This window comes from Prosthecobacter sp., assembly GCF_044373815.1.
GTDB lineage: Bacteria > Verrucomicrobiota > Verrucomicrobiia > Verrucomicrobiales > Verrucomicrobiaceae > Prosthecobacter.
In genome coordinates this window covers 1-14628 of the sequence record NZ_JBIPNG010000125.1, presented here as the reverse complement: position 1 = coordinate 14628, position 14628 = coordinate 1, and the positions used below count along the sequence as shown (strand labels likewise).

The following is a 14628-nucleotide window of genomic DNA, read 5'->3' as shown; positions in this document are numbered from 1 at the left end:
CGGCGCGATAGGGCTTATGCCGGAAGGTGCGGGTCATTTCCGTGAGAGTCGCGCCGAGGACGATGCCGAGATCATAGATGTTCAGCTTGGCCTGGGAGGCTGGCAGGAAGCCGGTGTTCAGATAGACGACGGGTTCGTTCATGAGATGTGGGCGGCGTGTTTGATGTGATCGAGAATGTTCGAGGTGATGCGCTGCGCGCGGACGTCCACGCCCTTGGGTTCTGTGTAGACTTTGGGCCGCACATAGCCGGGAGGTGCGGACAAGCCATCGCCCCACCAGCAAGTGGCGGCATTGAAAACGATGTTCTTCTTTGGGCCCGGATAGATCGTCGCGGCGTAAACACCCTCGCCTTTGGGTCCTTTGGAACCGTTGCGCGTCGTGCCGGTGGACACGACTTCGAGGCCTGGAATGTCCGCGGGCATGCCCATCCATTCCCAGCCGACAAGGCCGGGTATGCCCTCGCCTTTTTTCATGCCGGTTCCCGCGAAGATCCAGTGGTCCGGCAGCGTGCAAGTCCACGCGGCACCGCCGGTGACGGGAGGTGCATTGCGTGCGCCGATCAAGTCTGCCTCGCTCGGCGTCTGGTAGGGAAACTTGTTGGAGCCCGCCCATGAGTCCGCGCCGGGCAGGCAGGGGCCAAAGGCGTCGATCCGGCTGAAGATGCGATTGGGCGTGCCGCGCGCGGATGGTCGCGGATCAATGCGGCCCCAGCAGGTGTCGCCGGAAAAGAAGCAGGCATTCACACCCGCAGCGACGGCCGACTTGAGATGGTCATACATCTCGATCGAATAATATTCGTCGTGACCGATGCTGAGAAAACCCTTTGCGCGCAGCAGGCCCTTCGGGTCGGCGTGGGTGTCGAGATTCGAGATGTAACTCACGTCGTAACCTTGCGCCTCCATCCAGTAGGCGAACGGGAACTCCCAGAGAAACCACGAGCCCGAACCGGTGGACAAGGGGGCATCGAGGATCTGGCAATACTTGCCGTAGGGGCGGTCGAAGGACACGTCCACACCGGGACCGCAATACCACTTGTCCTTGCCGTCGTCGTAGAGCGCGAACTGGTCGGGCCAGCGATTGTAGGCCTGCCAGGTGGTGTCTGAGCATTGGAAAAGAAAGTCCGCCTGCCGGTCGTCGCGCACGATGAAGATGACGTAGCTCTGCCAGCCTTCGAGCTCCGCTGTGAGTTTGCCCACATAGACTCCGCTTACCCAATCGTCGGGGATGGTCAGTTCGGTGCATGGCTCCCACTGGCACTCGCGCAAACGATTCGGGCCGACGGGTGGGTCTGGCTGCGTCACGCCTTTGAACGAACCGAGACTCAACATATGCCTGCCTCCTGTGCCGCCGTAATAGCCGGTCCGGTAAAGATCGATGGTGAAGGGTGATGGAGGATTGGTGCTGAGGTGAAAGCTGATCTTCTCGCCTGCGCGCACACTGGTGCGCGAGCAGTAACCTTCGATCCAAGGGCAGCGGTACTTGGTCTTCGGATCGACGCCGGTCTTGGTGAGCATCCAGTCGCGCGTGCCGGGACGCGCGTTTTCGCGCTGAATCACATCCGACGCAGCGGCGGCCGCACTGGATGGAACACCGATCTGCGCCGACACCGCGAGAGAGCCTGTCGTGGCGATGAACTGCCTGCGGTTCATCCGTGGTGAGTTTGGTGGGGCTGGCTTCATGGCGCTTCTGCGGTGGGTGATTGATTGAGCTAAGCTTGAAGATACTTCACATGGGCCTCCAGTTTCTCGATCTGCATGTTGAATTCTCCGGAGGAGACGCGGACTTCGATTTTGTTCACGCCCTGCTTCCATGCGCTGACGGGCACGACGCAATCGAGACGCAGCAGTTGTTGTTTGGGATCGATGGGACGTGGCTTGTAGCCGGAGGTGGGCTGGGGTTTGGGCGAGAAGATTTGCGCGTCTTTCCAATCAGCGTCGCGTGTTGTCACGGACAGCAGTGTGCCGTTGCAGCGAAGTTCGAGGACGTCGGACTCGGTGGTCTGAAACAGGATGCAGCGGAGAGTGAGGCTGGCTTTCACGCCGTCGGCGGGCGGGGCGTCGCTGATGTGAAGGGTGAACTTTGCAGCGCGTGGATCGTCGGAGAAGGAATGGGGCAGGGGAGCGGTGTCGTTGCGGTTGAAGAAGCCATCTGCCCAGGGATAGCCGCCGCGTCGTTCGACGGCGAAGAACTTGTCTTTTCCTGACAGCGTCTGCAACGTGCCAGCCTCATGGTAGGCGGCCTGATGTGAGGGCGGACCCACTTCAGAACCGGTGAGGAGGCAGGCGGCGGCGGTGCCGATGGACCAGTTGAATGTGGCCACGCTGTCGGCGCCGCGTTGCAGGTGATTGGCGAAGACGCCGCGCAAGTACTCGATGGAGCCGTAGCGATAGCCGTCGGTGGCGTGATGATCATCCACGCAGGGCTGAAGCTGCACGCTCTGGCCGACGGCCGCGCGGATGCCTTCCACATCGACATCCATCGTGCGTGAGCCGAGGGTGAGGACATCGACGAGATGCTGTTCCGCCCAGGTCTGCACATCGAAGCCGTCGGCGTGGCAACCGGCGAGTGTTTGCGGGACCTTTGCCGCCAGCAGGAGCGGACGGTCGCGCTTCTCGGCGACCTCCAGCAGCATCAGGCGCACTATGCGCATGAACTCGGTGACGTGCCCGCGCAGCTCCCACTGATGACCGACGGGCAGGCAGGGAATGTGGCGGGAGAAGTCGATCTGGAGGCCGTCGAGGTCATAGCGCGTGACGAGTTCGCGCAGGAGCGCCACCTTGTGTTCGCGCAGTCCGGGGGCGGTGAGATTCCACATGCCCTGCGGCCACCAGGTGGCGGGCACGACCCAGTCGGGATGTGCGACCTTGAGCGGATGCGGCTGCTTGGAGAGGCCGCCTTCGGGCAGGCATTCGACTTCGCTGATGCGGTGATTCCAGAAGACCTCGAGCTTGCGGCGGCGGGTTTCATTGATGAGTTGCTCGACCCAGTCCACGCCGTCATTGAGCCACTGCTTTAACAGAGGATGATCCACCGGAGGCTCGATCTTGCTGGGGTAGGAACAGCCGAGCGGACTGCCGCCGATGTCCCACCAGATGGCGTCAATCTGACTGCCCGGCTCGTCTGCATAGGAGAAGACGGCATCGCGAAAACGAGGGAAGGAGGTGTCGCCGTTGCGGTTCTGCTTCCAGTAGGACCACATTGTGTCATTCGCATCGTATTGCACCACGATGCGGAGGCGGCGCTGCTGCATGGCGGTGCGATGAGCGGCGGGCAAATCCACCGGCTGCGTGTTTGCGGTGGCAGACTGAAGCAGGCGGGTGCTGAGTAAAGCGCCTGCGCTGGTGTGGAGAAACGTGCGGCGGTTCAGCGATGAAGACGCGGGTGCGTGTTGGCTCATGGGGGAAGTTGGTTTTCTCACTTCGATGACGAAGGTTCCACGCGGACGCGCCAGAACAGCTCCTCGAGCGGTGCCTGCTGAGCGGGCAGCGGAGATGATAAGGTCAGTACCACCGAGAAGATGAGCGTGTGGAGGAGGCGGTTCATGGTGCCATGTTTTTTGAAGGCCGGCCAATGGGCAGCAGGCTGGCGAGGCTGCCGCAGACCACGCCAGCGGCAAACGATCCTGGCATGATCCACATGATGCTGACGGGTGGCAGACCCAGTGGTGTGGCGTAGGCGATGCACACGGCCGTGGCGACGCTGGCCAGCGCGGCGACCAGTGCACCGAAAGTGGTGGCGCGGCGAACGAACATGGCCATGAAAAAGAGGACGAACAGCGGTGCGGTCAGCAGGTTCACGGCGCGGTAGCAGACATCGAGGAGATTGCCTTCGATGCGGCTGACCAGCAGGCTGATGAGGATCACGGCGATGCCGATGCTGGCGGAAATCCAGCGCGCGAGCCGCATGCGGCCGGCATCGGTGAGCGGAGACGAGCGGAAGCGCACGATGAAGTCTTCGGTGATGACGAGGGAGGAGGAGTTCATGCCGGAGGACAGGCTGGACATGGCGGCCGCGAGGACTGCGGCGATGATCACGCCGGTCATGCCAGCAGGGAGGCCGACCATGACGAAGCGCGGGAACAAACGGTCAGCGCCGGTGACGACGCTGGCGGATTCGGTGAACAACTCGGGATGCCGGGTGAAATAACCCACCAGTGAGAGGCCGACGAGACCGAGCAAGATGCCCACCAAGGCTTCTGAAGCCAGCGTGGTGAAGAGGGATCTGCGGGCCGCACGAGCGTCGCGCGTGGCTAGCCAGCGCTGGATCGCCATCTGGTCCGAGCCGAAGGTGCAGACAAACCATGCGAATGAAGACATGATCATGCCGAGGAAGGTCATGCGCGTGGTTGAATCGAATCCGAAGCGCGGCTCATCCCAATGGGCCGCCCATTGATGCGGCCACCAGGCGGAGACACCGCCGAGATCCACGGTGACAATCACAATCACCGCAGCCGCGCCGCCGAGCATGATCAACGACTGAACTGCATCGGTGAGGACCACGGCGCGCAGCCCGCCTTCCGCGGTGTAGATGAGGGTGATGACGCACATGACCAAGCTGGCGAGCAGCGTTGCCTGCGGGCCAAGGCCGAGCATGGGGGCCAGGACTTTGTCAGAAGTCGCATAGAGGATCGTCGCCATCCAGAGCAGGCGCATGGAGAGGAACATCGACGCGCCGACCAAGCGCACACTCGGCCCGAAACGCTGCTCGAGCATCTCATAGGCACTGGCGGCCTGCTGCCGCATGATGAAGGGGATGAGGCCCCAGCCGACGACGATGCCGATCAGTGGAAACACCGCATACTGCACGAGCTGCATGGGCCCGTGTTTGATCATCTCTCCAGGGACCGCGAGGTAGGAGAGCGCACTCGTCAGCGTGGCGAAGAGCGACAGCCCCACCGCAAAGGGACTCATGCGCCGGCCGCCGAGCATGTAGTCATCGGTGGTCTTGTTGCGTCGCGCATAGTACTGGCCTATCGCCAGCATGCCGACGGCGTACCCTGCGATGACGAGCCAGTCCAAGATTCTCATGCGATGTGGAAAAAGGGAGCGAGCTTCATGAAGAGGCCTCGGTTTGAGCGAGGTCGCGTGGGAAAAGGATGCGGATGCCGAAGATCAAGGCGGCGCCTGCCACGAGGTAGGCGAGGGCGGTGATGGAGAGCAGGCGGTCGATGCCGAGGGTTTGCTTCCACATGCCGCCGAAGAGCGTGGCGAAGCCGGAGGTGAGGGCCCCGAAGAAATTGAGCATGCCCACGGCTGTGGCGCGCGCGGTGGAGGGGATGATGTCGAAGGTTGCAGGGAAAACATTTGCGATAAAGAGACCGCTGAACAAACCGAAGCCCGTGGCGGCGATGCGTGTGACGAGCAGCGTATCGCTGTTTCCCAGCGCATGAATGCAGGGCGCGGCAAGCACGAGGCCACAGACCATGAGCCAGAACCGCGCGCTTTGAGTGCGATGGTAAAGCGCATCGGCGAGCATGCCGCCGCCGATGACACCGGCAAAGGTCGCGGTTTGCAGGAAAACGGTGGCGTTGAAGGCGGCGTCGGCTTGATTGAGATGGAACTTGTCGTGCAGGAAGGCTGGGAGCCAGCCGTAGAGCAGCCAGAGGCCAAAGACGAACACGGGGAACACCAGGCAGAGCAGCAGGAAGGTGCGTGAGCGTGCGAGGGCGCTGAAGGTGATGCCCGCTGTAGTTGCGCTCTGGTCCGCCTGCGGCTCCTCGACGCGACGCAGGAAGGCGAAGTAAGGAATCGCATACAGCACGCCCACCGCGCCGAGTGCGAAGAAGGCCCCGCGCCACTGGCCGCGATCCGCCATCCAGCCGCCGAACCAGCTGCCCGCCACGGTGCCAGCGATCTGTCCCGTCATGAGCACCGAGACAGCACGAGAGCGCCGCGCGGCGGGATATGCGCCCGCCGTGAGCGCCACGGCACTGGACATGTAGAGAGATTCTGAAACACCCATGGCCGCGCGCATGGCGAGCAGCGCCGCGCCGGAGGCGACAAGTCCGGTGCCGATGGTGATGAGGCTCCACACGACAAGGCTGAGCACTACGAGCAGGCGTTTGGAAAAACGATCGCCGAGATAGCCGGAGACCGGGCAGCCGATGGCATAGACCCAGAGAAAGACGGTGCCCACGAGGCCGAGCTGCTGATCGCTCATGCTGAGGCCGGTCTTCAGCGAAGGAAACATCGCGAACACGGCCTGGCGGTCGCAGTAGTTCAGGAAATACGCGAACCACATGAAGGCGACGAGCGCCATGGCACTCGTCGCAGCCTTCGGAGAAAGAGGTCGCGCAGGTTCGTCATTCATGCGTGCAGCACTTCACGTTCGCTGACTTGTCTTGCGATCACCGCCACGCAATCGCCCTGCTGGGTGAGACAGGGCGCGCGTATGGTGATGAGATAACCAGCGCTCTGCGCGGTGATCGGTTCCGGCGCACGGTCCGGCCGCTCCAGGTGATGGATGTGGCCGACGGTCTGGCCTTTTTTGATCTTCGCGCCGAGATCAGCGGTGATTTCAAAGATGCCGGACTCAGGTGCGAGGATGTAGTCCTCACGATTGGTGGCCTGCGTGATGATGGCGGGGGCTTTGCGCGGCTGCACGCGCCCTTTGAGTGCGCCAACGTGTATGAGCACGTTCTTCAATCCGCTTTGGGTGATGCGGTGTACGCTGGCGGGAATGCATTCGCCGCCACCGAGTTCGGTGGTTATGACAAGCTTGCCCTGGTTTTCCGCCTCCACCGGCAGCAGGCCCGTGCCGGCGATGTCTGCGTAGATGAAACAAAAGTCCGTGCCCCAGGCGAGCATGGCGGCAAACATTTTTGCGCGCTGCTCACGGTCCGGCACGAGGTGCATATGCGAGCAGGGGACGAACTCCATGCTGCGCCCGCCGGAGTGCATGTCGATGACGACATCGCTGAGCGGAAACAGCACGGTGCGCAGGTAATGCGCGATCTGGCTGGTGACGGGCCCTTCGGCATCGCCGGGAAAGGCGCGGTTCATGTTCATGCCATCGAGCGGAGACAGGCGCGTGGCCGCACGGGCTGCGGGCAGATTTAGCGAGGGGATCAGGATGATGCGCCCTGTGACCCTCTCAGGTGTGAGCTCGCGCGCGAGTTTCATGGCGGCGATCTGGCCCTGGTATTCGTCGCCATGATTGCCGCCAAGCACGAGAACGGTGGGCCCTTTGCCACGAGCGACGATGGTGATGGGGATCATCACATTGGCCCAGCCGCCGAGGTTGTGGGAGTAGGGGACCTGCAGGAAGCCTTGCTGCTTGCCCGGTTTGCCGAAGTCGAGGGAGGTGATGACCATCCCTCCATTACGGAGCCAATGGGCGTGACCTCACGGACTAAATTGCCGGAGCTTAAACCGCAGAGATCATGTGGAGTCGCGGACGTTGGGTTTGATTCGCAAAACCTGCGGGGCATCAATCCTGCCTGCTGCCATAAGGAAAGCGGCAGATGACGCTGACTCCGCCACGGGCTCTGGATTTGATCGTGAGACTGCCGTCGATGAGGTTGGCACGGTAATCCATGACGCGCAGGCCTATGCCTGGATGTTCGTGAGTGCGTTTGCCGAGGCCCGAGCCGTTGTCTTCGATCTTCAGCACGGCTTCGTGTTCGCCCAGAAGTTGGAGTGATAGCTTGATTCTGGAGGGATGGCCATGGCGCAGTGCGTTGTTGGCTGCTTCCTGGGCGATCCGGTAGATGTGCGTCTCTTTTTCCGGGTCTTCGATTTTGATGTCTGAATTGACTTCGCAGGTGCAAGTGGTGCGATGGTTGGTGCGGATCGTTTCCGCCAGCAGGTGGAGTGCTCCGCCGAGTCCGCGATTTTTCACGGATGCCGGAGACAGGCTGTGGGACATGCGCCGGACTTCCTGAATGGCTTCCTGAATGAGATGGTGGATGCGGGCTGCACTGGTGCGCTGATCACCAGTGAGTTCGGATTCGAGGGCTTCGATCAGGCTGGATACTCCTGTCATTGTCTGCCCGACGCCGTCATGCAGATTGTGGCCAATGCGCGCCTGCTCCTGCTCGGAGATTTTGAGGATTTCTTTTTGCAGCCGGTTGCGCTCCGTCAGGTCCGTGCCGGTGACGATGATGCGGTCCACCACGCCTTCGGGAGTACGTGTGATGATGCTGGAAAGCGCGACGACATGGCGCTTGCGATCTTTGCCGATGAGAGTGACCTCCCTGGAGGCTATGTTGCTGCCGGCCAGCATTTCCTTGAAGCGCTTTTTCGAACGCGCTTTTTCCGCAGCTTCCATGAAGTCGGATTTCCATGGCGGTTGCTTGCCGACCAGATCCTTCCGTTTGTAGCCGAGCATTTGCAGGGTAGCCTCGTTGGCGTGGATCAGATTGCCGTGCCGGTCCAGCAGGATGATGATGGCCGAGGTGTGACTGGCCAGGATTTCATTGAAGCCGAGCTCCCGGCGGTAGTTTGCCTCCGCCAGCTTGCGGCTGGTGATGTCCTCCACCATGGCGAGCAGCTGGTTGGGGCGTCCGCTCATGGTGCTGAGCAGGGAGGCATTGAGATTTACCCAGACCACTGAACCATCCGGACGTACATAACGCTGTTCCACTTGAAACTCGGAGGACTTGGCTGCTTTGAGCTGCTTTTGCAGATGATGGTTCTTGGCGTGGTCATCCGGGTGGGTGATCTCATCAAAGGCAATCTTCAGCATGTCTTTGCGCGACCTACCCATGATTGTGCAGAAGCGGCGGTTCACATCCACAAAGCGGCCTGTGGTGAAATCCACGAGGCCGACGCCCACGACGGCCTGCTCGAAGATGGCGCGGAAGCGAACCTCGCTCTCAATCAAAGCCTGCTCAGCCTGCTTGTGCTCGGTGATGTCCTGAAACGTGCCAATCAGCTTGACGGTTTGGCCGTTCTTGCGAATGGCGAACCCCTGGGTGCGCGCCCAGAAGCGCCGTCCTTTGGCGGTGAGGACCGGCAGTTCCAGATCGTAGGCGGTGCCGTGTTCGACGGCGGCTTTCACAGCAGCTCGAATGATCTGCTGCTCCTTGTGGGCGTAGAAGCTGATCGCTTGTTTCAGTGAAGGAGTCGTCTTGCTCTCGATCTCGAAAAGCCGACAGGTCTCGAGGGACCAGAACAGCTTCTTTGAGGCCACCTCCAGCTCCCAACCGCCGATTTTGGCCATCTCTCCGGTCCGCTCGAGCAGTTCCGTCGTCCTGGCCAGTGACTGCTCCACCTGTTTGCGCTCCGTAATGTCCTGCATGATGGCGATGTGCCGCGAAGGGGGCTCGCCTTTTTTCCACAAGGGAGAAACCGTGAGGTTGATCCATGTGATGGTGCCATCTGCATGAAGGTGGCGTTTCTCAGTGGTGTATGTCTGGATCTTGCCGGCCTTCAGCTCCTCCATGTGTTCCAGATTCGCCTGCAAATCGTCTGGGTGGGCGATGTGCATGAAGGTCGTGGCCATCATCTGCCTGCGTGTCAGCCGGGCGATGTCACAGGCCCGTTGATTGATGTTGAGGAAACGGCCTGTGTTGCTGTCGATCAATGCCACACCGACAGCGGCCTGCTCAAAGATGGCACGGAACTGCGCATTGCTTTCCTGCATGGCGGCCTCGGCGGCCCGGCGTGCGGAAGTGTCCGTCAGGAGAGCCATGGCCCCCACGTAAACGCCCTGGGTGTTGGAGATGGGATTGGTGGAGACAAACGCCCACAGAGGCGTGCCGTCTTTACGCATGTATTTGAACTCGAATTGATCTGAAATGCCATTCTTCCGGTTCTTGATATGCGTGGTCAGCAGTGCCTTGCCCTCATCGTCCAGAAAGTCGCTGATGGGACGTCCGATCATTTCCTCTGGCTTGTAACCCATCATCTTCGCCATCTTGGGATTGACGTAGTCAGTGAGTGAACGGGCATCGATCGTCCAGATGCCCTCCTCGGCAGTTTGCACGATGCGGCGGTAAAGCTCCTCGCTTTCATGCAACGCCAGCTCTGAGTTGCGGCGTTTGGTGATGTCAATGATGCTGCCAGAAAGGTGAGTCACACGGCCATTGGCATCCATGACCGGAGTCACGGAGATTTTGCCGTATTTGATTCCTGATGGGTGGATGTAGGTTTCATCCCAGCGAACGGTCTGATGGCTGCGGATTGATTTGCGGCACTGCTTCAGCAGGCGTGTGCAGGATGGCTCCGGGATGATTTGTTCGATCCGTTTGCCGATCACTTGCTGTGGTCGCTGACCGGCGGCGGTGAGAAAACGGTGGTTGGCAAAGTGGAAGCGCAGCTGCTGGCCCGGCTCCACGGAAAGGCTGAAGAGGGCGGCGTCGACGCTGTTGTAAAACTGAGCCAGCTGTTCAGCAGTGGCGACAGATTCACTTCCCTGAGTGAGTGATGCAGCCGCAGCCTTGGCTTTGCGCCTCGCCGCCGTCTGGGGGGATTTCTTCATGCAAGAATGCAGTCGCTGATTTTAACAGACCTGACCTTATCCATGGGGCAGGAGCTAAGCAAGCAGGATGGCAGGGGGTATCAAACGACGATGGCGCTCGCCACAATCTCTGCAGCAAGCCCAGGAATCTTCGCAAGGGTCCGGGCAGGGGTGTCGCGCATTGCAGGCACATGCAGTGTGTCTTTTCCCAAGCTGTGCAGGAGACGGTCCAGGGCCTGGCCGAATGCGGAGACTGCGGCACTTTCCTCCTCTGCGTCATGACGCAGGTCATTGAGCAGGGCCACGTGCTCGTAGCGCTGCAGCCATTCGTTGGCGCGGGGACGGTAGCGCTCGATGATCAGGCGCATGAGACTTTCAGCGGAGCGGGGTTCGGCTTCGCGCAGGACCTGATAGACGAGGCAGCGGGCGACATCTGCCGCAGCGGTGATCAGTCCCGGTTCGTTGACCCCGATCTGGTCATGAGCAAGGCTGCGGTGACGGTGCTCAAAATGGAAGCCCAGATCCACCTGGCACTGCTGCTCACCGGGGAGATGACGGAAGGCTTCGCAGAGAAGGGCGATTTCCAAGCCCCAGCCGCCGGGCAGGCAAAAGCATTCCAGTGCCTGCATGTCGGCGGCAAATTCACCCGAGAGCGGGTAGCGGAAGCTGTCGAGATGTTCGAGCATCGGCTTCGAGCCCAGCACGTCACGGCATGCCTGGATGAGGGGGAAGATCAGCAGCCGCGTCACGCGGCCATAAAGCCGGTCCGACACACGGCTGTAGTAGCCTTTGGCGAACCGATAATTCATGCGCGGGTGCAGCAGCGGATAGCAGAGCCGCCACAGTAGATCACGGCTGTAGTTCAGGATGTCCGTGTCATGGCTGACGATGACGCCGCCAAAACTGCGCGCATGAAGGTAGGCGATGCCCATCCAGATGTTTGAGCCCTTTCCTGCATGGGGTCCGGCGAGTCCGGCCTGATCCATGCGCTGATAGACTTGGGAGAGCTGCGGTCCGTCATTCCAAAGAATGTGGGCTGTCTTGCCGCGCAGGTTTTTGCGGATGAGCACCAGGGCACGCTCGAGCTCGGCGGCGTCCATGCCATTCATGCTCAGGATCACCTCGGAGATGTGACCTGCCTGCGAGACCTCCTCAAGAATGCGAGGGAGGGCGGGGCGTTCGCACTCGGCATAGAGAGCGGGCAGCAGCAGAGCCACTGGTTTATCCCGCGCCCAGTCCAGCATCTCAGTTTCACGGGCGGAACTGTCCGCATGAGCCAGGTGGTGGAGGGTGGGCACGCGCGCGTGCTGATAAAAATCTGCCATGGAGGTTGGAGAAGCCCTCAATTACACAGGCCCTGCGCTGCGCGAAATGAAAATGTTCAAATCTGCACGGTGCTGCTGCCGTCTGGGTGATGCTTTTCGGCATTATCGTCATCCGCTCCATTGAGTGCCAGTGTCTCAGCCTCGGGGTCGATCTCCACCGTTTCCGCCTCGATCTCGATTTCCTGCCGCCATTTACGCGAGACCCACGGGCGTACCAAGCCGTACATTAGGTAGCTCACAAACAGCACCGCTGGCATCCAGTGCCAGTTCATGACGGTGAAGGCGATGACGAAGATGGTGACCAGCACCCAGTGGAAGGAGCGCTTGGTGCGCCAGTTCACCGCCTTGAAACTCGGGTATTCCAGATTGCTCACCATCAGGTAGGAGAGGAGAGCCATCAGGCCTGCCAGCACGTATTTCCAGTTGCCGATTTCCTTCTCGTTGCTGTCCAGCCAGATGATCAGCAGGGTGAGGGAGGAGATCACGCCAGCTGCTGCGGGGATCGGGCAACCGCGGAAGCCTTTCATGCTGCTCTTCACGTCCGCCGCCGCGAGACAGTTGAACCGAGCAAGGCGCATGGCACCGCAGACCAAATAGACACATGAAATCAGCCAGCCCAGTCCTTTGGGGGTGTCGATTTCTTTGAGCACGATGTCATGCACCAGCAGCGCCGGAGCCACGCCAAAAGAAACGATGTCCGCGAGCGAGTCCAGCTCCCGGCCAAACGGGCTTTCCGTGCCACCCATGCGCGCCACGCGACCGTCCAGCGCATCAAAAAGGCAGGCCAGCAGGATGAAAACGATGGCATAGTGGTAATGCTGGTTCATCGCCAGATGGCGACCGTCAAAGATCTCCAGGATGGCGACGAAACCGCAAAGAATGTTGCCCGCCGTCATCAAAGTGGGCAGGACAGGGATGCGTGGCTCGAGTTCTTGAGACATGGCTGACAAGGTGAATGCAGAATACCGAATGTCGAGCCGAGAGAATCGAGACAGACGAGCGCAGGGAGCCCGAAGGGGGAACTGAGCGAATCAATGACGAAATGGTGGGCAAGGGGGATTGGTCGCGGGCTTGCATTGGGTGGTTTTGCCGTTATGGCATGGCTCACGCGCGCACGATGGCTGAAATGAACCTCCGGTGCTCCCAGCTCCTGCGATGTGTGCTTTGACCGACCGTTTTCCCACCATGCCCACTGCTGAACTTCCGCCGCTGACCGGCGACATGACCATGAGCCAGGTGCTCCAGGCCTACCCTGGCGCGCAGCGGGCGCTGTTTGCGCGCTATCACATCGGTGGATGCCGCAGCTGCGGCTTTCAGCCCGGCGAGACGCTGGCGCAGGTGTGCGAGCGGAATGAAAATATCCCGGTGGCTGAAGCGGTGGGGCACATTCAGGAAAGCCACCAAGGCGATGCCTCGCTGCAGATCTCCCCTCAGGAACTGGAAGTGCTGCTGCGCAACAAGCCGGATCTAGTGCTGCTGGATGTCCGCACGCGTGAGGAGCATGAGGCGGTGAAGCTGCCCGGCGCGCGCCTGCTGACGCAGGAGTTGGTGCAGGAAATTTTCACCAGTGGTGACAAGACGCAGACGGTGGTGCTATATGATCACACCGGCTCGCGCTCACTGGATGCGGCTGCGTATTTCATCGGCCATGGGTTTGGCGAAACGAAATGCCTCACTGGTGGGATCGACGCTTACAGCAGTGAGATTGATCCAAGCCTGCCGCGCTATCGTATCGAAATTGAAGATTGAATCACGACCATGGACGAAGCCGCACTCCAGCAAGCCCTCACGGACACCCAGAATCTGGGCGAAATGCCCGACGCCGATGCCGTGGGCACCGTGGGAAGTCCTGACTGTGGCGACATGGTGCGCCTGTGGATCAAATACAAAGAGAAAGACGGCAGGAAGGTCATCGACAAGGCCAGCTTTCAGAGCTTCGGCTGCCAGACGGCCATCGCCGTGGCCAGCATCGCCACGGAATTGATTCGTGGCAAAACGAAGGAAGAAGCGCTCTCCATGTCTGCCGAGGAACTTAGCAAGCCGCTCGGTCCGCTGCCGCCCATGAAGATCCACTGCGGGCAGATGGTCGAAGGAGCACTGCGTGCCGCGCTCGAAGCTGAAAGCAAACCAGCAGGCGCCGCTGCTGCTCCTATTGTGTCCGATCAATCCGGTACTTTGGCCGATGCTCTTAGCGCCGCTGGCAAAACGCAGGGCAAAATCAAAATCGTCCTCACGAGCTAGTCTTTACATTTTTTCATTCTCATTTCCCCATGCACTCCTCCCTTGAACTCAAACGCGAAGTCGATGCCGTACAGATTCCCAGTGGTGATCTGATCAAACTGCCGCTCGGCATGAAGGTCATCATCACGCAGTCGCTCGGCGGCACCTACACGGTGGCCACGGACTTCGGTCTTGCCCGTATTCAGGCGGGTGATGTGGATGCTCTGGGTATTGATCCCGAAGCCAGCAAGAAGGAGCAGGACAGCAGTTCTTCCAACATCCCTGTGGATGTCAGCGATCTTGAAGGCCAGGTGTGGAACCAACTCAAAAATGTCTATGACCCGGAAATCCCGGTCAACATCGTCGATCTGGGCCTTGTGTATGACTGCAAGGTCGAAGCCGATGCCGATGGCAAAAACAAGGCTGTCGTGAAGATGACGCTCACGGCTCCCGGCTGCGGCATGGGGCCGACGATTGCCGCCGATGCGCAAAGCCGCATCATGACCATCGAAGACATGGACGACGCTGCCGTCGAACTCGTCTGGGATCCGGCGTGGAATCAGGGGATGATCAGCGTCGAGGGGAAGATGAAACTGGGGATGATCTGAGGGTTGGCATCTGGAGGATAGGTCTTCCAGTTGTCGTAGTCCCGAAGCTCGCAACGTGAGGATTAGAAGAGGA

The 14628-nt window shown here is 60.5% G+C and carries 12 protein-coding genes; 3 read left to right on the top strand and 9 right to left on the bottom strand.

The genetic code is table 11. The features are described 5' to 3' along the window. Positions 1-138: 138 nt before the first annotated feature. The 9 genes from ACIREA_RS12380 to pssA all read right to left on the bottom strand — a co-directional run bounded on the left by ACIREA_RS12380 (position 139) and on the right by pssA (position 12668). On the bottom strand, positions 139-1680 hold the full coding sequence (locus ACIREA_RS12380) for a N,N-dimethylformamidase beta subunit family domain-containing protein (protein WP_397382583.1): 1542 nt from the start codon (positions 1678-1680) through the stop codon (positions 139-141). A gap of 29 nt (positions 1681-1709) precedes the next feature. After that, positions 1710-3398, bottom strand: coding sequence for a family 10 glycosylhydrolase (locus ACIREA_RS12375; RefSeq protein WP_397382582.1), 1689 nt, complete (start codon positions 3396-3398; stop codon positions 1710-1712). A gap of 17 nt (positions 3399-3415) precedes the next feature. Then, positions 3416-3544: a hypothetical protein gene (locus ACIREA_RS12370; RefSeq protein WP_397382581.1), complete on the bottom strand. Its 129-nt coding sequence runs from the start codon at positions 3542-3544 to the stop codon at positions 3416-3418. Continuing rightward, positions 3541-5028: a sodium/solute symporter gene (locus ACIREA_RS12365; protein WP_397382580.1), complete on the bottom strand. Its 1488-nt coding sequence runs from the start codon at positions 5026-5028 to the stop codon at positions 3541-3543. The genes ACIREA_RS12370 and ACIREA_RS12365 overlap by 4 nt, the downstream gene beginning before the upstream one ends. A gap of 25 nt (positions 5029-5053) precedes the next feature. Further along, the gene (locus ACIREA_RS12360) at positions 5054-6310 is read right to left on the bottom strand and encodes an MFS transporter (protein WP_397382579.1); all 1257 of its coding nucleotides are present in this window, start codon (positions 6308-6310) and stop codon (positions 5054-5056) included. Beyond that, complete coding sequence (locus tag ACIREA_RS12355; protein ID WP_397382578.1) at positions 6307-7314, bottom strand: succinylglutamate desuccinylase/aspartoacylase family protein; 1008 nt, start codon at positions 7312-7314, stop codon at positions 6307-6309. Before ACIREA_RS12355 ends, ACIREA_RS12360 begins: the two co-directional genes overlap by 4 nt. Before the next feature lie 115 nt (positions 7315-7429). After that, positions 7430-10423: a PAS domain S-box protein gene (locus tag ACIREA_RS12350; protein WP_397382577.1), complete on the bottom strand. Its 2994-nt coding sequence runs from the start codon at positions 10421-10423 to the stop codon at positions 7430-7432. A gap of 80 nt (positions 10424-10503) precedes the next feature. After that, positions 10504-11727: a hypothetical protein gene (locus tag ACIREA_RS12345; RefSeq protein WP_397382576.1), complete on the bottom strand. Its 1224-nt coding sequence runs from the start codon at positions 11725-11727 to the stop codon at positions 10504-10506. A gap of 56 nt (positions 11728-11783) precedes the next feature. Further along, positions 11784-12668, bottom strand: a complete 885-nt coding sequence (pssA, locus tag ACIREA_RS12340) for a CDP-diacylglycerol--serine O-phosphatidyltransferase (RefSeq protein WP_397382575.1) — start codon at positions 12666-12668, stop codon at positions 11784-11786. A gap of 244 nt (positions 12669-12912) precedes the next feature. Here pssA and ACIREA_RS12335 point away from each other — a divergent pair, with 244 nt between their 5' ends. From ACIREA_RS12335 to ACIREA_RS12325, 3 genes are read left to right on the top strand one after another with little or no spacing between them, the layout of a single operon-like run. Continuing rightward, positions 12913-13476: a rhodanese-like domain-containing protein gene (locus ACIREA_RS12335; protein ID WP_397382574.1), complete on the top strand. Its 564-nt coding sequence runs from the start codon at positions 12913-12915 to the stop codon at positions 13474-13476. A gap of 9 nt (positions 13477-13485) precedes the next feature. Beyond that, a complete protein-coding gene (locus ACIREA_RS12330; RefSeq protein ID WP_397382573.1) occupies positions 13486-13968 on the top strand; it encodes an iron-sulfur cluster assembly scaffold protein in 483 nt (160 codons plus the stop codon). A gap of 29 nt (positions 13969-13997) precedes the next feature. Then, complete coding sequence (locus tag ACIREA_RS12325) at positions 13998-14555, top strand: iron-sulfur cluster assembly protein (protein ID WP_397382572.1); 558 nt, start codon at positions 13998-14000, stop codon at positions 14553-14555. Positions 14556-14628: the final 73 nt, after the last annotated feature.

Bases quoted from the DNA above. Each gene is read 5' to 3' on its own strand.
- ACIREA_RS12350 (WP_397382577.1), bottom strand. From the start codon at position 10,423: ATGAAGAAATCCCCCCAGACGGCGGCGAGGCGCAAAGCCAAGGCTGCG.
- ACIREA_RS12335 (WP_397382574.1), top strand. From the start codon at position 12,913: ATGCCCACTGCTGAACTTCCGCCGCTGACCGGCGACATGACCATGAGC.
- ACIREA_RS12360 (WP_397382579.1), bottom strand. From the start codon at position 6,310: ATGAATGACGAACCTGCGCGACCTCTTTCTCCGAAGGCTGCGACGAGT.
- ACIREA_RS12345 (WP_397382576.1), bottom strand. From the start codon at position 11,727: ATGGCAGATTTTTATCAGCACGCGCGCGTGCCCACCCTCCACCACCTG.
- ACIREA_RS12330 (WP_397382573.1), top strand. From the start codon at position 13,486: ATGGACGAAGCCGCACTCCAGCAAGCCCTCACGGACACCCAGAATCTG.
- ACIREA_RS12370 (WP_397382581.1), bottom strand. From the start codon at position 3,544: ATGAACCGCCTCCTCCACACGCTCATCTTCTCGGTGGTACTGACCTTA.
- ACIREA_RS12375 (WP_397382582.1), bottom strand. From the start codon at position 3,398: ATGAGCCAACACGCACCCGCGTCTTCATCGCTGAACCGCCGCACGTTT.
- pssA (WP_397382575.1), bottom strand. From the start codon at position 12,668: ATGTCTCAAGAACTCGAGCCACGCATCCCTGTCCTGCCCACTTTGATG.
- ACIREA_RS12365 (WP_397382580.1), bottom strand. From the start codon at position 5,028: ATGAGAATCTTGGACTGGCTCGTCATCGCAGGGTACGCCGTCGGCATG.
- ACIREA_RS12325 (WP_397382572.1), top strand. From the start codon at position 13,998: ATGCACTCCTCCCTTGAACTCAAACGCGAAGTCGATGCCGTACAGATT.
- ACIREA_RS12355 (WP_397382578.1), bottom strand. From the start codon at position 7,314: ATGGTCATCACCTCCCTCGACTTCGGCAAACCGGGCAAGCAGCAAGGC.
- ACIREA_RS12380 (WP_397382583.1), bottom strand. From the start codon at position 1,680: ATGAAGCCAGCCCCACCAAACTCACCACGGATGAACCGCAGGCAGTTC.